Here is a 16,898-nt window from a genome sequence, read left to right on the forward strand (position 1 = left end):
TTCTAGAAGGAGACCGCATGGGTACCCCGGTGATCGTCGAGGCGGTACGCACACCGCTCGGAAAGCGCAACGGCTGGCTGGCGGGGATGAAGGCACAGGCCGTCCTGGCACACGCGCTGAACGCCGCCGTCGGACGCTCCGGCATCGACGCCGCCGAGGTGGAGCAGGTCTTCGCGGGCTGCGTGACGCAGGCGGGCGAACAGGGCGGGCACGTCGGCCGCTACTCCTGGCTGTACGCGGGCCTGCCCTGGCAGACCGGGGTCACCACGATCGACGCCCAGTGCGGGTCGGCGCAGCAGGCCGTGCACCTCGCCGCGTCGCAGATCGCCGCCGGCATCGTGGACGTCGCGATCGGCTGCGGCGTCGAGGTGATGAGCCGCGCGCCGCTCGGCAGCAACGTCATGCCCGCCAACCCGCGCCCGGACGACTGGTCGCTGGACATGCCGAACCAGTTCGAGGCCGCCGAGCGGATCGCCGCCCGCCGCGGCGTCACCCGCGCCGACCTCGACGCGTTCGGCGCCCGCTCGCAGCAGCTCGCCGCCAAGGCGTGGGCGGACGGCCGCTTCGACCGCGAGATCGCCCCCATCACGGCGCCCGTCCTGGACGCCGAGGGCACCGTCACCGGAGAGACCCGCGAGGTCACCCGCGACCAGGGCCTGCGCGAGACCACCGCCGACGGCCTCGCCAAGCTCAAGCCCGTCCTCGGCCCCGAGGGCCTGCACACGGCGGGCACCTCGTCGCAGATCTCCGACGGCGCCGCCGTCGTCGTGCTGATGTCGGAGGAGAAGGCGAACGCCCTCGGCCTGCGCCCCCGCGCCCGCATCAAGGCCCAGGCGCTGGTCGGCTCCGAGCCGTACTACCACCTGGACGGCCCGGTCCAGTCGACCGAGCGCGTCCTCCAGAAGTCCGGCATGACGATGAACGACATCGACATCACCGAGATCAACGAGGCGTTCGCGTCGATCGTGCTGTCCTGGGCATCGGTCCACAAGCCCGACATGGACACGGTCAACGTCAACGGCGGCGCGATCGCCCTCGGGCACCCGGTCGGCGCGACCGGGTCGCGGCTGATCACCACGGCGCTGCACGAGCTGGAGCGCCGCGACGCCGGGACGGCCCTGGTCACCATGTGCTGCGGCGGCGCGCTGTCCACCGCGACCATCCTCGAACGGATCTGACCGGAACATCAGTCGGGGCCCCGGCCTTCGCCGCCGGGGCCTTTCACAGGCGCGAAAGGCGGTCTCCTTGCAGCCGGAACCCGAAGACCTGGGCGGAGGACTCTGGAGCGTTCCAGTCCCGATCCCGGACAATCCGCTCGCCTACACGCTCGTGTACGCGGTGGAGAGCCCACAGGGCCCCGTCCTCATCGACGCCGGCTGGCAGCACGAGGACGCCTGGACGGCCCTCCGCGACGGCCTGGGCACGTTCGGCATCGACGTCGCCGACGTCCGCGGGGTGGTCGTCACCCACTACCACCCCGACCACGCGGGACTGGCCGGGCGCGTCCGCGAGACGTCCGGCGGCTGGATCGCGATGCACCACGCGGACGCCGACATCGTCCGGCTCTTCCGCTCCACCGACCAGGGCGGCCGCCGCGCCTTCGAGCTGACCGCCCTGCGCCGCGCCGGCGCGTCCGAGCCGGAGCTGGCCCAGCCCGTCGAGAGCCGCCGGGTCGAGCCGCCCGCCGTCCCCGACCGCGAACTGTCCGACGGGGACCTCATCGACCTCCCCGGCCGCAAGCTGCGGGCCATCTGGACGCCGGGCCACTCCCCCGGCCACATCTGCCTGCACCTCGAAGACGGCGACCGCATCTTCACCGGCGACCACGTCCTGCCCCGCATCACCCCGCACATCGGCCTCTACCCCTACGACATCCCGGACATCGACCCCCTGAGCAGCTTCCTCGGCTCCCTCGACAAGGTCGCCGCGATGTCCGTGGACGAGGTCCTGCCGGCCCACCAGTTCCGCTTCAACGGCCTCTCCGGCCGCGCCCAGGAGATCATCGACCACCACGAGCAGCGCCTCGCCGAGGTGACCGCCCTCCTGTCGTCCCGCCCGATCACCCTGTGGGACCTCACGGCGGCCCTGACCTGGCGCCACCCCTGGGCCGACATGTCGCAGACCGCCCGCCGCATGGCCGCCGCCGAGGCAGCCGCCCACATCCGCACCTTGGAGACCCGGGGGGTCGCCCGCCGCGAAGGCACCGACGACCCCCTCCGCTACAGGCTCCGCTGACCGGCCACCTCCATCTGGGCGAATCCTCTACTTCCGCGGCCTTGGGAGCGGTGCGGCGGTGATCGGCCGGTGGGTGGAGGGACGGCGTCCGGGGTGCGATGCGGGTCACTCAGTGGGCTGTGACTCTTGATGAGACTGGAGTCTCATGTTAGAACGTGTTCTAGGTCTGCAGGCCAAGCAAGCGCTCAGTTCACACGCCTCGAGTTCCGGCCCCGGCACGAAGGATCTTCCCCATGGCACTTGCGACGTCCACCGTTTCGGCTACCCGGACGTTCCGAGCCCCCGAGATCGACATCATCGATCCCGGGGTGTACGAGCGTGGAGGGATCCCGCACAGGCAGTTCGCATGGCTGCGCGACAACGATCCCGTCCACTGGCATCAGGACCCCAACGAGGGGGTGCCCGGATTCTGGGCGGTGACCCGGCACGAGGACGTCGTGCAGGTGTCGCGGCGCGCCGACCCGTACTCGTCCCACGAGCGGACGGCGATGTTCGAGGAGTTCACCGACGACGACATCGCCATGTACGGGCAGATGATGCTGTTCCAGGACCCGCCGGACCACACCCGGCTGCGGGCCATGGTGAACAAGGGGTTCACCCCGCGCATGATCGGCAGGCTGCAAGACCACATCCGGCAGATCTGCGACCGGCTCATCGACGAGGCGGCGAATCTGGGCGAGTGTGACTTCGTGGAGTACTTCGCCGCGCCGCTGCCCCTCTACACGATCTGCGAACTGCTCGGCGCGCCGCTGGAGGACCGGAAGAAGATCTTCCACTGGTCCAACAAGCTGGTGGCGTTCAACGACCCGGACTACATCGGGGACCGGACGGAGTCGCAGCTGTGCGCCGCCGAGTTCGCCGGCTGGGCCGGGGAGCTGGCGCGCAGCCGGGAGTCGACGCCGCGCGACGACATCGTGACCAAGCTGCTCACGCCGGACGCGGACGGGACGCGGGTCAGCGAGGAGGAGTTCCAGCTCTTCGTGATCATGCTGTCGATCGCCGGGAACGAGACGACGCGGACGGCGACGGCGGGCGGCATGCAGGCGTTCTTCGAGCGGCCCGAGCAGTGGGAGCGGCTGAAGGCCGACCGGAGCCTGCTGCCGGCGGCGGTGGAGGAGATCGTCCGCTGGGTGAGCCCGATCAACCAGTTCCGCCGGACGGCCCTCACCGACGTCGAGCTCGGCGGCAAGCAGATCAAGGCCGGCGACAAGGTCGTGATGTTCTACGGGTCGGCGAACCGCGACGAGCGGGTCTTCGACGACCCGTTCGCGTTCGACGTGGGCCGCGACCCGAACCCGCACCTCGGGTTCGGCGGCGGCGGGCCGCACTTCTGCCTGGGCACCCATCTGGCCAGGATGAACCTGAAGATCATCTTCGAGACCATCCTCGACCGGATGCCCGACATCGCGCCCGCCGGCGAGCCGCGCCGGCTCCGGTCGAACTTCGTGAACGGGCTCAAGGAGCTGCCGGTGCGCTTCACCCCGTCCTGATCTTCAGGGACCCGAGGAGGTTCAGGTGACCGCGACCCCCGACATCACCCCCGACATCGAGCTGGTCGACCCCGGCGCGTACGAGCACGGCGGCATCCCGCACGGGCAGCTGGCGTGGCTGCGCGAGCACGATCCGGTGCACCGGCACCACGGCGACCCGGACCGGGGGCAACCGCCGTTCTGGGCGGTGACCCGGCACGAGGACGTCGTGCACGTGTCGCGGCACCCGGAGCTGTTCTCCTCGTGGCGGCGGCTCGCGCTGTTCGAGGAACCGGAGGAGGAGCATCTCGTCCTGCAGCGGATGATGATGCTCAACCAGGACCCGCCGGAGCACTCGCGCAAGCGGAGCATCGTCAACCGGGGCTTCACCCCGCGTGCCATCGGCGCGCTGGAGCAGCACATCCGGGAGATCTGCGGGGAGCTGGTCGCCGAGACCGTGGAGCGCGGCGACGAGGCCGACTTCGTCCGGGACCTGGCGGCACCGCTGCCGCTGTACGTGATCTGCGAGCTGCTGGGCGCCCCGCCGGAGGACCGGGAGAAGATCTTCACCTGGTCGAACACGCTGATCGGCGGGGACGACCCGGAGTTCCAGCGGACGCCGGAGGAGGGCCAGGCCGCCGCGACGGAGCTGTACGCGTACGCGAACGTCCTGGCCGCCGACCGGCGGGAGAACCCGCGCGAGGACATCGTCACCAGGCTGCTCCAGCCCGACGCCGACGGCGAGGTGCTGAGCGGGGACGAGTTCGAGCTGTTCGTGATGCTGCTGTCGGTCGCCGGCAACGAGACCACCCGCAACGCTGCGACCGGCGGCATGCTGGCGCTGCTGGAGCATCCGGAGCAGTGGGAGCGGCTGAAGGCCGACCGGTCCCTGGTCCGGACGGCGGCGGACGAGATCGTCCGCTGGGTCACCCCCGTCAACCTGTTCAAGCGGACGGCCGCCCGGGACACCGAGATCCGCGGCCGCAAGATCGCCGAGGGCGACAAGGTCGTGGTGTTCTACGCCTCCGCCAACCGCGACGAGGCCCTGTTCGCCGACCCGTACGCCTTCGACGTGGGACGCGACCCCAACCCCCACCTGGGGTTCGGCGGTGGAGGGCCGCACTTCTGCCTCGGTGCCCACCTCGCCCGACTCGAGCTCAGTGTGCTTTTCGAAACACTTTTGGACACTGTGCCCAATATTGAACTCAGCGGTAACGTACGGAGGCTAAGGTCTAGTTTCATCAACGGCATCAAGGAGATGCCGGTGCGCGTGCGGCCGGCGTTCCTCGACTGACGGGAGTGGTGCGTGGGCAGGGGATGGCGTGGGTGAGGCAGGCGAGCCGGGCGGTGATCCGCTGCGCCCGGCCGGTCCTTTGCGGATCGCCCTGCTCTCGTACCGGAGCAAGCCGCACTGCGGCGGCCAGGGCGTCTACCTCCGGCATCTGAGCCGGGAACTGGCCGATCTCGGGCACACGGTGGAGGTGCTGTCCGGCCAGCCGTATCCGGAGCTGGACCGCGAGGAGATCGCCCTCACCAAGATCCCGAGCCTGGACCTGTACCGGGACGAGGACCCGTTCCGGATCCCGGCCCTCGGCGAGTTCCGCGACTGGATCGACGTCCTGGAGTTCGCGCACATGAAGACGGGCGGCTTCCCCGAGCCGCTGACCTTCAGCCTGCGCGCGCTGCGGCTGCTGAAGAAGCGCCGCCGCGACTTCGACGTCGTGCACGACAACCAGGTCCTCGGCCTCGGCAACCTCGGCATCGCCCGGCTCGGGCTGCCGCTGGTGACCAGCATCCACCACCCGATCAGCGTCGACCGGCGGATCGAGCTGGAGGCGGCGCGCGGGATCAAGCAGAAGCTCGGCAAGTTCCGCTGGTACGGGTTCGTCGGCATGCAGTCGCGGGTGTCGCGGCGGATCGGCCCGGTGCTGACGGTGTCGGAGTCGTCCAAGGTCGACATCGTCAAGGACTTCGGGGTCGACCCGCGCGACATCGAGATCCTTCCGCTCGGCGTCGACACCCGCATCTTCCACCCGCGCGGCGAGCGCGTCCCCGGCCGGATCGTGGCGATGGCCAGCGCCGACGCGCCGATCAAGGGCGTGGACGTGCTGCTGCGCGCGGTCGCCAAGCTCGCCACCGAGCGGGACGTGCACGTGATCGTCGTCAGCAAGCCGCAGAAGGACGGCCCGACCGACAAGCTCGTGCGGGAACTGGCCCTCGGCGACCGCGTCAGGTTCGTCAGCGGCATCGGCGACGACGAGCTGGGCGAGCTGATGGCGTCCGCGGAGATCGCCGCCGTCCCGTCCCGCTACGAGGGCTTCTCGCTGCCGGCCGTGGAGCACATGGCGTCCGGGACGCCGCTGGTCGCGAGCCGCGCCGGCGCGCTGCCCGAGGTGGCCGGCGACGCGGGCGTCCTCGTCCAGCCCGGGGACGTGGAGGAGCTGGCCGCCACGCTGCGCCGGCTGCACGACTCCGCCGCGGAGCGCGCACGTGCCGGCGCCGCCGGCCTGGCCCGGGTCCAGGAACGTTTCGCCTGGCCGGCGGTGGCGAAGGCCACGGTCGAGCACTACCGGGCCGCCATCACCCAGCAGAACTACCTGCGGCTCGCCGCGGGCAAGGGCAAGGGCTGAGGGACGTCCCGATGGCGTTCCCCCGTATGGAAGGAGCACGACCCTGCTGACCGTGGATTTCCAGCGGTTCCGCGTCACCCCCGGAGACCGCGTCCTCGACATGGGATGCGGCGCCGGACGGCACGCTTTCGAGCTGTACCGCCGGGGTGCGCATGTCGTCGCCTTCGACCAGGACGCCGAGGAGCTGTCCGCCGTCGACAAGATGTTCGGGGCGATGAGCCTCGAAGGCGATGTGCCCGGGGACGCGACCGCAGAGACCGTGCAGGGTGACGCGCTCGACCTGCCGTTCCCCGACGACCACTTCGACGCGATCATCGCGTCGGAGGTGCTGGAGCACATCCCCGACGACATGACGGCGATGCGCGAGCTGCTGCGCGTCCTGAAGCCGGGCGGCAAACTCGCGGTGACGGTGCCGAGCTGGCTGCCCGAGCGGGTGTGCTGGGCGCTGTCGGAGGACTACCACACCGCCCCCGGCGGGCATGTGCGGATCTACACGCGCGCCGAGCTGGAGGCCAAGCTGAAGTCGGTCGGATTCAGGGTCGGCGGCCACCACCACGCGCACGGGCTGCACGCCCCGTACTGGTGGATCAAGTGCGCGGTCGGGGTGAACAACGACGGCAACCCGCTCGCGAAGGCCTACCACCAGATCCTCGTCTGGGACATCATGAAGCGCCCCCTCGCCACCCGGCTGGCCGAGCGCGCGCTGAACCCGGTGATCGGCAAGAGCGTCGTCGTCTACTTCGGCAAGCCCGCCGCGCCGGGCACTCCGGCGGCCCCGGTCGAGGAGACCGCGGATGCGGTCTGACACCGGCCCGCCTTCAGTGACCGGAGTCCTGTCGCCGGACGACATCGTCGCGACGGCGAGGAGCATCGCCGCGCAGCAGGAGGAGTCCGGCGCGATCCCCTGGTTCTCCCCCACGGGTGGCGTCCCGGGGCACGTGGACGCCTGGAACCACATCGAGGCCGCGATGGCCCTGTCGGCCGCCGGGCTCGGCCGGGAGGCCAGGCGGGCGTACGAGTGGCTGCGGAGCGTCCAGCGGCCGGACGGGTCGTGGCCCGCGAAGTGGGTGCTGGGCGAGGTCACCGAGCCGGGCGGCGAGTCCAACCACGCCGCCTACGTCGCGGTGGGCGTCTGGCACGAGCTGCTGATGACCGGGGACGAGGAGTTCGCGCGGCGGATGTGGCCGGCGGTCCGGCGGGCGATCGAGTTCACCCTCGGCCTGCAGACCCGCCGCGGGGAGATCATCTGGATCCGGCACGAGGACGGCGAGGCATCCGACCACGCGCTGCTGACCGGCTGCTCGTCGATCCACCAGTCGCTGCGGTGCGCGGTGGCGCTGGCCGAGCATCTCGGCGAGCACCAGCCCGAGTGGGAGCTGGCCGCCGACCAGCTCGGGCACGTGGTGGCCGCGCATCCGGAGGCGTTCGCCGACAAGAGCCGCTGGTCGATGGACTGGTACTACCCGGTGCTCGGCGGTCCCGTCCGTGGTGAGGACGCGGCACGCCGGTTCGACGAGGACTGGGACACGTTCGTCGTGCCGGGCCTCGGCTGCCGCTGCGTGTCCGACCAGCCGTGGGTGACGGCGGCGGAGAGCTGCGAGCTGGTGCTGGCGCTGGACGCGGCGGGCGACCGCGACCGGGCGCTGGAGCTGTTCGGCACCATCCAGCATCTGCGGCATGAGGACGGCTCGTACTGGACGGGCTGGCAGTTCGAGAACCGGAGGCACTTTCCCGGGGACCGTTCCACCTACACGGCGGCGGCGGTGATCCTGGCGGCGGACGCGCTGGCGGACGCCTCACCCGGCGCCCGGCTGTTCAAGGAGATCGCGGGACGGTCGCTGGGGCCGTCCGAGGCGTCCGATCCGCTCGCGTGCGGGTGCGCGCTGGTCTCGGTGGCCAACCCGATGCGGACGAACCTCTAGCGTCCACCTGCGGCGTGCCGCCCTTGCCCGGCCCCTCTCAAGGGCCGCACGCGGCAGGTCAGCGCAGCGGATCGGTGTCGTTGACGCGTTCCAGGACGCGCAGCGAGCCTTCGGCGCGGCGTTCCTCGAACGCGCCGCTCTCCAGTGCCCGCAGGTAGAGGTGGTACGGCGGCTGCCCGCCGTCCTTGGGGTCGGGGAAGACGTCGTGGATCACGAGGGCTCCTCCGACGGCGACGTGCGGGACCCAGCCCTCGTAGTCGCCCTGGGCGTGCTCCTCGGCGTGGCCGCCGTCGATGAACAGCAGCGCCAGCGGCGTCCGCCAGAACGCCGACACGGTGCGGGACTGCCCGACGACGGCGACGACCTCGCCTTCGAGCCCGGCGGCCGCGATCGTCTTCCGGAACGTGGGGAGCGTGTCCATCTGCCCTGTGCTCGGGTCGACGAGGGACGGGTCGTGGTGCTCCCACCCTGCCTGGTTCTCCTCCGAGCCGTGGTGGTGGTCGACGGTGACCAGGATCGTCTCCGCCGTCCGGGCCGCGGCCCCCAGGTAGACGGCGGACTTGCCGCAGTAGGTCCCGACTTCCAGCATCGGGCCGGTGCCGGCGAGGCGCGCCCCGTACTCCAGGGCCGTCTCGTACAGCGCGAGGCCCTCGCCGTCCGGCATGAAGCCCTTGGCGTGGCGTGCGGCCCGCCACAGATCGGCGGGCATCTCGGGGGTGGACGTGCCGGTCGTCCCCGGGCCGGTGGACGCCTTGGTGTGGGTCATCGATCTCCTCCAGTCCGGGCACCCTATCCGAGATCCGCTCAGCGAGACCCGCCCTTGCCCGCGCTGTATGGAACCTGTTCTACTTTCGGGGTGGGCACGCCACCCCGAATCACGTTCGGTAAGTTGGCGGGCGAAGGTGGTAGCGGCACGCTCACGGTGTGAACGGAGAAGGCGATGAGAGTACGAGTCGATCCTCTGGTGTGCGAGGCGAACGCCGTGTGCGCCGGGCTCGCACCCGAGGTCTTCGACCTGAACGACGAGGACGAACTCGAGATCCTGAAGCCGGACGTCCCGTCGGAAGAGGCGGACCGCGTCCGGCATGCGGTCCGTTCGTGCCCGAAGGCCGCGCTGGCGCTGGAGGAGTAGGCCGGCGGGTCCCTCCCGTTCGAGCAGGGCGTTCCCGCGGCGGCGCCCAGCATGCGGTGTGCCGCCCTCGAACCGCGTTTCCCGAGGGCGGCACGCGGTGCCGGAACGCACGCGTATCATCCTTGTCGTTCGGTCGGACTCCCTAGTCGATCATGGAGCGCGGGTGGTGCACGGTCTCCGGAGGCTCCTGGCCGCGGCCGTCCTCATCGCACCGCTCGCAGCGCCGCCCGCCGCGCACGCGGCGGCGCCGGGGGTGCGCATCCGCGACGTCCAGGGCGCCGCGCACATCTCGCCGCTGAACGGCTCCGCCGTCGCCCGGGTCCCCGGCGTCGTGACCGCGCTGACCGGCAACGGGTTCTGGATGCAGGACCCCCGTCCCGACAAGAGCGACGCGTCGTCCGAGGGCGTGTTCGTCTTCACCCGGACCCGGCCGGAGGCGGCGATCGGCGACTCCGTCCGGGTGGACGGCAAGGTCGCCGAGTTCCGTCCGGGCGGCGCCCCGTCCGGCGGGCTCACCCGCACGGAGATCGACGCCACCGCGACCACCGTCGAGGCGCACGGCGCGCCGCTGCCGCCGCCGGTCGTCATCGGCCCGCGGGGCCGCCGGCCGCCGGCCCGGGTGATCGACAGCGGGCACGGCGACGTCGAGGGGGGCGGCGCGTTCGCCCCCCGCCGCGACGGCATCGACTTCTACGAGTCCCTCGAAGGGATGCGGATCGAGATCCGCGACGCCGTCGCGGTCGGCCCGTCCCGCTACGGCGAGATCCCGGTGCTGCCCGCGAACGGCGCCGGCGCCGGGACGCGGACGGTGCGCGGCGGCATCCTGCTCCGCGACGGCGACGCCAACCCCGAGCGGATCATCCTGGACGACGCCCTGGCCGCGCTGCCCGGGATGAACGTCGGCGACCGGCTCCCCGGCGCGAACCACGGGATCCTCGACTACGGGTACGGCGACTACCACCTGCTGCTCACCGCGACCCCGCGCCGCGACCCCGGCGGGCTGCCCCGCGAGGTCACCCGCCCGCAGAAGCCCGGCGAACTCGCCGTCGCCACCGCCGCGCTGGACGGGCTGAGCCCGGACGCGCCGCCCGCGCGGTTCGCCGGACTCGCCGGTGACATCGTGACCGGGCTGCGCTCCCCCGACCTCATCGCGATCAGCGGCCTCGGGGACAACAGCGGGCCCGAGGACGACGGGACCGTCGCCGCCGACCAGACCGTCGCCCAGCTGATCACCGCGATCAGCGCGGCGGGCGGTCCCGGCTACGACTGGCGGTCGGTCACCCCGCGCGACAACGCCGACGGCGGCGAGGAGGGCGACAACCGGCGGAGCGGGTTCCTGTTCCGCACCGACCGCGGGCTCGCGTTCGTCGACCGTCCCGCCCTCACCGAGCCGATCCCGGACGCCCCGCCCGAGGGCCCCGACCCGGCCGTGACGCCGGTCCGGGCCGTCCGGCACGGCGGGACGGCCGGGCTGTCGCTGAGCCCCGGCCGGATCGCGCCGGGCGACGCCGCGTGGGCGGGCACCCGCAAGCCCCTCGCCGGGGAGGTCACCTGGCAGGGCCGCCGCATCATCGTCATCGCGAACCAGTGGTTCCCGCGGACGACCGACGACCAGCCGCTGTTCGGCCGGAACCAGCCGCCGGCCCGCCCCACCGAGTGGCGACGCGCCGCGCAGGCCCGCGTGGTGGCGGGGTTCGTGCGGTCGGTCCGGCAGGTGGACGCGAACGCCCGGGTGATCGTCGCGGGCGAGCTCAACGACCGTGAGACCTCCTCCTCCGTCCGCGCCCTCGTCCAGGGCACCGGGCTCATCGACCTCCCGGCCCGGCTGCCCGCGGGCGACCGCTACACGGCGGTCTCCGGCGGCAACTCCGAGGTCCTCGACCACATCCTGCTCAGCCCGTCACTGCGCCGGGACGCGCACGAGTTCGACGTGGTGCACCGCAACGCCGAGTTCGCCGGTCCCGACGACCGCGACCCCACCGTCGTCCGGATCAACGTGTCCGGAAAATAGGCGGCATACCCGCAGAGTTAGCGCTCATCTCCGCACGGTGACGGCTCTCCGATTTGGGATGTGCCAAAAAGATCGTCAGGGCCTGGCCCTGAATGCCGACGGTGTTTTCTCCCGGACCCGCGGGGCAGCGAGCGATCGTCACACCCCCACCGGGAGGAGACGCCTTTCATGGCGACCCGATACCGGCCGCACATCAGCCTGGTCGGCCTCATCTACATCATCATCGGCGTGTTCATCGCCTGGGACCGCGGCTATATCGACGAAAGCCTGATCCGCCGCGTGGGTAGCGCGCTGCTGGCCATCTTCCTCTGGGTCCTGATCCTGCTCGGCGTGGATCTCCACATCGACGTCTGAGCCGCGAGCCAGGCACGGGCCGTCCCGAGTACCCCGCCCCGGGACGGTCCGTGTCCTCCACGACAGGTGCACCTCGCGCCGGCGGCCATGGACCGCACAGTGCGGCGGGGGTTACCTTCCGCGCATGACGAAGAAGGACTGCAGTTGCGGACATGGCGGCGGATGCTCCTGCCCGAAGGGATGCTCCTGCGGCTGCAACGGCTGACGCTCACGCCGCCCGGCCGAGCTCCGTCCACAGCGCCCGGAGATCGGCGCCGAGCCTCCGGAGAACGTCCACCGCCTCACTCGACCCGTCGGCGAGGAGGCCCCACAGGAGGTCTGCCCGCCCTGCCCGCGCCCGGTGAGCGCGGCGGCGGGCCCAGAGGGCGACCTCGACGGCCTTGCGCCCGCTCTCGTCCAGCACGAGCTCGGTGCCGGGGCCGGACAGCGTGACCCGCAGCGGACGCAGCGGCGCGCGCCGCAGGCTCCACAGCGCCGGGTCGTCCGGCCGCGCCGCCGTGGTCTCGTGGACGCGGCGCCGCACCTCGTCGAGGTCGATTCCGAGCGTGGCGAGCAGTTCGCGGTCCCGGCCGGGCCTCGCCCCGGCCGCCGCCCTGATGTCGTCGGCCTCCACGCCGAGGGGCCGGTCCTCGGCGAGCGCGAGCAGCAGGAACACGTCGCCGAGCCTCCCGCGCCCGGCCTGCGAGGCCAGCGTGCCCGCACGGACGATCGTGTGCCGCGCGTCCGGCGTGAACATGTCGAGCATCGTCATCGCTTCTCCCCGCTCAGCCGCGCGGCGTGCTTCTTGTGGACGGACTGGCGCCGCACCCCGAGGGAGTCGGCGATGGCCTGCCACGACCATCCCCGCGCACGCGCGTTGCCGACGTGCAGGGCCTCCAGCTCGTCGGCGAGCCTGCGCAGCGCCGCCACCGCGGCCAGGCCGGTCGCCGGGTCGGCGCTGTCGGCGGCGTTCGCCAGCTCCCTCATCGACGTCATGCCTGTCAGCCTAGACTGACACGCCACATTTGTCAGCCCAGGCTGACATCCCGCGGTGCCGCTACTGCGGGACGAGGGCGTTCCAGAGGAGCGGGATCTCCGAGCGCGGGCCGGCCGTGGTGCCGGTGGCCAGGACGGCGGTTCCCATCGCGGTCAGGGCGGTGAGCCTCTGGTCACCGACCCCGGACAGCCCGGGAACCTGGAGTTGCCGCCACGCGCTGCCGTCCTCGGACGTCAGGACCACCGCGTTCTGCGTCGAGGTGACCGCGGCCAGGACGAAGCCGTCCGGCGTCGACGTGATGGCGGTGGCGTTGAAATCGCCGCCGAGACCGTGCGCGCCCCAGGTCGTCCCGCCGTCGGCGGAGACCATCGGAGCACCGTCCGCGCCGATCGCCACCAGGACGTTCCCGTGGGCGGCGACACGGGTGAGCGGCCCGGTGGCGAGGCCGGCCGGGAGCTCGGCGGCCGTCCACTCCACGCCGTCCGGTGACGTCCAGACGGCCGGCGCCTTCCCCCGGCCGCCGACCGCCACGTACGTCACGGTCGTCGCCGCCACGTCGGACGGGGCGCCGTCGAGGCCGGTGCGCTTCCACGTCTTGAGATCGGCCGTGCGCCAGACCGCTCCCTCCCCGACGGCGACATAACCCGACGGCCCGGTCGCGACGGCCACGGGCGGCGGGCCGGCGGGGAACGCGGCCTTCTGCCAGGACGTCCCGTCCTGCGAGGTCATCACGAGCGGGCCCGGTTTCGCGGCGGACGTGCGGCCCACCGTGAGCCACCCCTTGCCGCCGTGGACGACGTCCGAAAGCCGACCGCCGGCGCCGGGGAACCGGGCGCGCTTCCAGGTGCGGCCGTCGGGGGCCGTCCAGATCGCCGCGCCGCCATTGGTGCTGCCCACCGCGACCGAGCGGCCCGGAGCCGCCGCGAGGGACCTGATGGCGCGTTCCGGACGGACGGCCCCCGGCACGGTCCGCAGATCCACGCCGTGCAGGTAGGCGTCGTCGCCCCGCCGCCCGGAGATCGCGATCGCGCCGCCCGAGGCGACCGTCAGCCCGCTGCTCCGCACGGGCGCGGCGACCGTGCCGCCCGGCCGCCATGTGCGGCCGTCCGGGCTGCGCAGGATCTCGCGTGCGCCCTTCCCGCCCTGCACCAGCACCGCGAGCCCGGCCGGCGTTCCGCCGAACCGCTCGATGCCGTGTCCATCGAAGCGGCTCGCGACCTGCCATTTCAGGCCGTCCGCCGACGTGAACAGGACCCCGAAGCGCGTCGTCTTGCGGCTCTTCTTCCGGCCGGTCGTGTGCTTGCCCTCGCGGACGGTCGCGAACCCGCCGGGGCCGAACGTGAGGCCCTTCGTGGCCCCGTACGAGCCCTGCGCCTGCGGGATGTCCACGCCGGCCCACGTCCGCCCGCCGTCCGTGGACCGCCAGGCCCCCTGGGCGGACACCGTGCGCGTGACCTTCCTCCCGCCCCGCTTCCGGGTGACCTTCTTCGGGAACGTCCCGTGGGCCACCAGGACCGTCCCGGACGACGCCACGCGATCAAGGCTCGTGATCCCCTCGATGCCCTCGACGCGCTGCCAGGTGCCGTCGTCCGCCGAGATCCACACGACGGCCCGGCCGGCCGCGCCGCCCACGGCCACGAAGCCGTCGCCGGTGCGGGCCAGGTCGTTCACCTTGTCGGACGTCTGGAACGCGGCGCCGAGGGTGTGCCTGGTCCAGGTCTTGGCGTCCTGGCTCGTCCACGCCACCACGCCGCCGCCGGACGACCGGCCGAGCGCCGCCCACTGGCCGTTTCCGCCGGAGACCATGCCCGGGTCGTCACCGAACGGGGGCACCGAGCCGTCCGCCGTCTGGACCCGTCCCAGCGACCAGGCGCGCCCCGCGTCGACGGAGAAGAGGAACCGGGTCCGATCCCGTCCCGGGACGCCGTCGCCCTCGGTTCCCGCGGCGACGAGCGTCCCGCCGGCGGAGGCGACGGTGACGAGGTCCTGGACGAGCCCGTCGGTCGTGGCGGCCGGGTCGGGCGCGAAGAGCGCGTCCGCCGCCACCGGGCCCGCGATGCCCGATTCGTCCGAGCCGCTCTCCCCCTGGGACACCGTGAAGATCGCGCCTCCGGCGACCACGACGAGCCCGGTCACGACCGCCAGGCGGGAACGCATCCGGCGCGCCGGGCGCGGGGACGGTGGCGGGGGCGGCGCCTGCTTCCGTGCGGTCATGCTCGGCCCGGCCACCAGCACGTCGTCCGGGTCGGGCGCGGCCTTCTCCGGGGCCTTCTTCGCAGGCTTCACCGCGACGGGCTTCTTGCTCCCGGTCTTCTCCGGGGCGGGCTTCTTGCTCTCGGGCTTCTCGGGAGTGTGCTCGGCGGGCTCGGGCTCGGCGAGCTCCGGCGCCTCCTCCGGGAGGACGGCGCCGCCGCCCGCCGCGCCGCCGGCGGACCGTTCCCGGGGCGGGGCACCGTGGCCCCAGCTCAGCCCGGCGGCCCGCCAGGCCTCGTACGCGCGCTGCCAGGGCGAGAGCGCCGCCCGCATGCCTGCGAGGTCGCCGGCGACGCCGAACGTCAGCCGCCGCCGGACCTGGCGGGAGCCGGCCGCTTCCTCCTCGGCCGTCCGCCGGGCCTCGTCCTGCTCCGGGGTCCTCGCCGTCACACGCGCTCCTTCACGGTCCTGTCGGACCACCATCAAATCGCGCCACGTAGGTGTCTGTACGGACATCCAGGTGAACGGCGGCCAATGGGGCCGCGGGAGCGTTCTATCACTTCAGGCCCGGCGTATCCGATCTTTCGCCTCGATCGTTCCCTTGTAGGCATAACCCCGGACATGAACGACCGGCGCACCCGCGGGCGGGACGCCGTGGACCTCGGTGGAGACGCCCACACCGTCGGTCTCCACGCGAACACCCGGCGGAACGATGATCTCCACCGAGGACTTGTAGGCCAGGATCCGGAGCGTGGTGACGGGCCCCTCCAGCTCGGCGGCCCGCAGGTCGAGCAGACCCGTCCCCTTGTAGACGACGGTGGTGAACCGCTCGGGCAGCCGCCAGCGTCCGGCGCGCGCGACCGAGTTCTTGTAGGCGACCTGGTACCGCCCGGCGGGCCCGCGGCCTTCCGGAACCGCCCCGCCCCCTTCACGGGGCAGGTCGGCGGCCACGGCCCCGAGTTCCTCATGGGTCAGCGCGGCCAGGACCAGGTCGATGCGCTCATCGAGCTCGGCTTCGCTCAGCCGCCCCTCGGCGAAGGCGGTGTGCAGCCGGACGAGCATCTCGTCGCGGTCGCGGTCCGAGGCGCGCAGCGCGGGCGCGGTCTGGGGATGCTGCTCGACGCTCATCGCATCTCTCCTTCGGGACGGTCTGCCTCCGCTGGCCGGGAGCCGCAGCCTCGTCCCTCCCCCGGGTGGAGGGTCAAGTGCAAGACGAGATGTATCTTAACCCGTCCCCCCTCGGCTTTCGAGACATTGGCCGCATCCCGACGCGCGATCTTGCCTGCGGCTCCGCCGGACCTCCGTCCGCTAAATTCGGAGAAGCCGAGGTGAGGGGGACGATCCATGGGCGGGACGCTCGGCCGCGCACATGGTCCGTACACGCTGTACGACCTGGACGCGCTGCCCGAGGAGGGCCGCCGCTACGAGCTGGCCGACGGGTGGCTGAACGAACTGCCGGGCGACCTGTGGCACGACCACGCGGCCGAACAGCTCAAGGGCATCCTCAAGGACTCGGCCCGCCAGGCGGACGCCGACGTCCACGTCGCCGGCGCTCCGCAGGACGTGACCACCCCCGCGGGCATCCGCAAACCGGACGTCTTCGCCGTGAGCCGCGACGTCGCCCGCGCCGCCCTGGAACGGCAGACGCGCACCTACTACGGCCCCGACCTGCTCCTCGTCGCCGAGGTCGTCACGCCCCGCACCGTCAACGAGCAGATCGACCGCGTCCGCAAGGTGGACGAGTACGCCGTGACCGGCATCCCCCATTACTGGCTGGTCGATCTGGAGCCCCGTCCGACGATCACCATGCTGGAGCTGCTGGGCGACCGCTACGAGGTGGCCGCCAAGGCCCGCTCCGGCGAGACCATCACGCTGAAGCGCCCCTACCCCATCTCCTTCGACCCCGCCCGCCTCTCGGAGATGGATTGACCGGCGCCTCCCGCCTCGCCGGATCCCTGCGGACATCGCCGGGGGGC

Annotated in this window: 16 protein-coding genes; 11 read left to right on the forward strand and 5 right to left on the reverse strand. The window is 72.4% G+C overall.

Annotated features, from left to right (window positions below; genetic code table 11):
• The first annotated feature begins 17 nt into the window (after positions 1 to 17).
• The 7 genes from ACTWPP_RS26505 to ACTWPP_RS26535 all read left to right on the forward strand — a co-directional run bounded on the left by ACTWPP_RS26505 (position 18) and on the right by ACTWPP_RS26535 (position 8,256).
• The gene (locus ACTWPP_RS26505; RefSeq protein WP_443107077.1) at positions 18 to 1,178 is read left to right on the forward strand and encodes a steroid 3-ketoacyl-CoA thiolase; all 1,161 of its coding nucleotides are present in this window, start codon (positions 18 to 20) and stop codon (positions 1,176 to 1,178) included.
• Between the two features lie 67 nt (positions 1,179 to 1,245).
• Positions 1,246 to 2,235 carry an MBL fold metallo-hydrolase gene (locus tag ACTWPP_RS26510; protein WP_443107078.1) on the forward strand — a complete coding sequence of 330 codons (990 nt, stop codon included), beginning with the start codon at positions 1,246 to 1,248 and terminating at the stop codon, positions 2,233 to 2,235.
• Between the two features lie 233 nt (positions 2,236 to 2,468).
• A complete protein-coding gene (locus ACTWPP_RS26515; RefSeq protein WP_443107079.1) occupies positions 2,469 to 3,725 on the forward strand; it encodes a cytochrome P450 in 1,257 nt (418 codons plus the stop codon).
• Between the two features lie 25 nt (positions 3,726 to 3,750).
• Positions 3,751 to 4,998 (forward strand): cytochrome P450, encoded by a 1,248-nt coding sequence (locus ACTWPP_RS26520; RefSeq protein ID WP_443107080.1) that lies wholly within the window; start codon positions 3,751 to 3,753, stop codon positions 4,996 to 4,998.
• 28 nt (positions 4,999 to 5,026) lie between these two features.
• Complete coding sequence (locus ACTWPP_RS26525; protein ID WP_443107081.1) at positions 5,027 to 6,334, forward strand: glycosyltransferase family 4 protein; 1,308 nt, start codon at positions 5,027 to 5,029, stop codon at positions 6,332 to 6,334.
• Positions 6,335 to 6,377: 43 nt separating this feature from the next.
• On the forward strand, positions 6,378 to 7,139 hold the full coding sequence (locus ACTWPP_RS26530) for a class I SAM-dependent methyltransferase (RefSeq protein ID WP_443107254.1): 762 nt from the start codon (positions 6,378 to 6,380) through the stop codon (positions 7,137 to 7,139).
• Positions 7,129 to 8,256 carry a prenyltransferase gene (locus tag ACTWPP_RS26535; protein ID WP_443107082.1) on the forward strand — a complete coding sequence of 376 codons (1,128 nt, stop codon included), beginning with the start codon at positions 7,129 to 7,131 and terminating at the stop codon, positions 8,254 to 8,256. The genes ACTWPP_RS26530 and ACTWPP_RS26535 overlap by 11 nt, the downstream gene beginning before the upstream one ends.
• 58 nt (positions 8,257 to 8,314) lie before the next feature.
• Here ACTWPP_RS26535 and ACTWPP_RS26540 read toward each other — a convergent pair whose 3' ends face one another.
• Positions 8,315 to 9,022: a class I SAM-dependent methyltransferase gene (locus ACTWPP_RS26540; RefSeq protein ID WP_443107083.1), complete on the reverse strand. Its 708-nt coding sequence runs from the start codon at positions 9,020 to 9,022 to the stop codon at positions 8,315 to 8,317.
• Positions 9,023 to 9,196: 174 nt separating this feature from the next.
• Between ACTWPP_RS26540 and ACTWPP_RS26545 the strand changes: the two genes are divergently transcribed.
• From ACTWPP_RS26545 to ACTWPP_RS26555, 3 genes are all read left to right on the forward strand, one after another.
• Positions 9,197 to 9,388 carry a ferredoxin gene (locus ACTWPP_RS26545; RefSeq protein WP_443107084.1) on the forward strand — a complete coding sequence of 64 codons (192 nt, stop codon included), beginning with the start codon at positions 9,197 to 9,199 and terminating at the stop codon, positions 9,386 to 9,388.
• A 163-nt stretch (positions 9,389 to 9,551) separates the two neighbouring features.
• Positions 9,552 to 11,399 (forward strand): endonuclease/exonuclease/phosphatase family protein, encoded by a 1,848-nt coding sequence (locus tag ACTWPP_RS26550; RefSeq protein WP_443107085.1) that lies wholly within the window; start codon positions 9,552 to 9,554, stop codon positions 11,397 to 11,399.
• 168 nt (positions 11,400 to 11,567) lie between these two features.
• On the forward strand, positions 11,568 to 11,753 hold the full coding sequence (locus ACTWPP_RS26555; protein WP_443107086.1) for a hypothetical protein: 186 nt from the start codon (positions 11,568 to 11,570) through the stop codon (positions 11,751 to 11,753).
• Between the two features lie 208 nt (positions 11,754 to 11,961).
• Here the strand turns inward: ACTWPP_RS26555 and ACTWPP_RS26560 are convergent, their stop codons facing one another.
• The 4 genes from ACTWPP_RS26560 to ACTWPP_RS26575 form a co-directional block, all read right to left on the reverse strand.
• The gene (locus ACTWPP_RS26560; RefSeq protein ID WP_443107087.1) at positions 11,962 to 12,504 is read right to left on the reverse strand and encodes a Clp protease N-terminal domain-containing protein; all 543 of its coding nucleotides are present in this window, start codon (positions 12,502 to 12,504) and stop codon (positions 11,962 to 11,964) included.
• The gene (locus tag ACTWPP_RS26565; protein WP_443107088.1) at positions 12,501 to 12,728 is read right to left on the reverse strand and encodes an RNA polymerase subunit sigma-70; all 228 of its coding nucleotides are present in this window, start codon (positions 12,726 to 12,728) and stop codon (positions 12,501 to 12,503) included. Before ACTWPP_RS26565 ends, ACTWPP_RS26560 begins: the two co-directional genes overlap by 4 nt.
• 61 nt (positions 12,729 to 12,789) lie before the next feature.
• Positions 12,790 to 15,372, reverse strand: coding sequence for a hypothetical protein (locus ACTWPP_RS26570; RefSeq protein WP_443107089.1), 2,583 nt, complete (start codon positions 15,370 to 15,372; stop codon positions 12,790 to 12,792).
• A gap of 111 nt (positions 15,373 to 15,483) precedes the next feature.
• On the reverse strand, positions 15,484 to 16,050 hold the full coding sequence (locus tag ACTWPP_RS26575) for a DUF1707 SHOCT-like domain-containing protein (protein ID WP_443107090.1): 567 nt from the start codon (positions 16,048 to 16,050) through the stop codon (positions 15,484 to 15,486).
• 216 nt (positions 16,051 to 16,266) lie between these two features.
• On the opposite strand from ACTWPP_RS26575, the gene ACTWPP_RS26580 reads away from it, so the two are divergent.
• Positions 16,267 to 16,851, forward strand: coding sequence for a Uma2 family endonuclease (locus ACTWPP_RS26580; protein WP_443107091.1), 585 nt, complete (start codon positions 16,267 to 16,269; stop codon positions 16,849 to 16,851).
• Positions 16,852 to 16,898: the final 47 nt, after the last annotated feature.

Origin of the sequence: Actinomadura sp. 3N407 (genome assembly GCF_052245875.1) — a bacterium.
Lineage (GTDB): Bacteria > Actinomycetota > Actinomycetes > Streptosporangiales > Streptosporangiaceae > Spirillospora.

Coding starts and splice junctions, on each gene's coding strand:
- ACTWPP_RS26505 (WP_443107077.1), top strand. CDS start 18: ATGGGTACCCCGGTGATCGTCGAGGCGGTACGCACACCGCTCGGAAAG.
- ACTWPP_RS26515 (WP_443107079.1), top strand. CDS start 2,469: ATGGCACTTGCGACGTCCACCGTTTCGGCTACCCGGACGTTCCGAGCC.
- ACTWPP_RS26535 (WP_443107082.1), top strand. CDS start 7,129: ATGCGGTCTGACACCGGCCCGCCTTCAGTGACCGGAGTCCTGTCGCCG.
- ACTWPP_RS26540 (WP_443107083.1), bottom strand. CDS start 9,022: ATGACCCACACCAAGGCGTCCACCGGCCCGGGGACGACCGGCACGTCC.
- ACTWPP_RS26545 (WP_443107084.1), top strand. CDS start 9,197: ATGAGAGTACGAGTCGATCCTCTGGTGTGCGAGGCGAACGCCGTGTGC.
- ACTWPP_RS26555 (WP_443107086.1), top strand. CDS start 11,568: ATGGCGACCCGATACCGGCCGCACATCAGCCTGGTCGGCCTCATCTAC.
- ACTWPP_RS26560 (WP_443107087.1), bottom strand. CDS start 12,504: ATGACGATGCTCGACATGTTCACGCCGGACGCGCGGCACACGATCGTC.
- ACTWPP_RS26565 (WP_443107088.1), bottom strand. CDS start 12,728: ATGACGTCGATGAGGGAGCTGGCGAACGCCGCCGACAGCGCCGACCCG.
- ACTWPP_RS26575 (WP_443107090.1), bottom strand. CDS start 16,050: ATGAGCGTCGAGCAGCATCCCCAGACCGCGCCCGCGCTGCGCGCCTCG.
- ACTWPP_RS26580 (WP_443107091.1), top strand. CDS start 16,267: ATGGGCGGGACGCTCGGCCGCGCACATGGTCCGTACACGCTGTACGAC.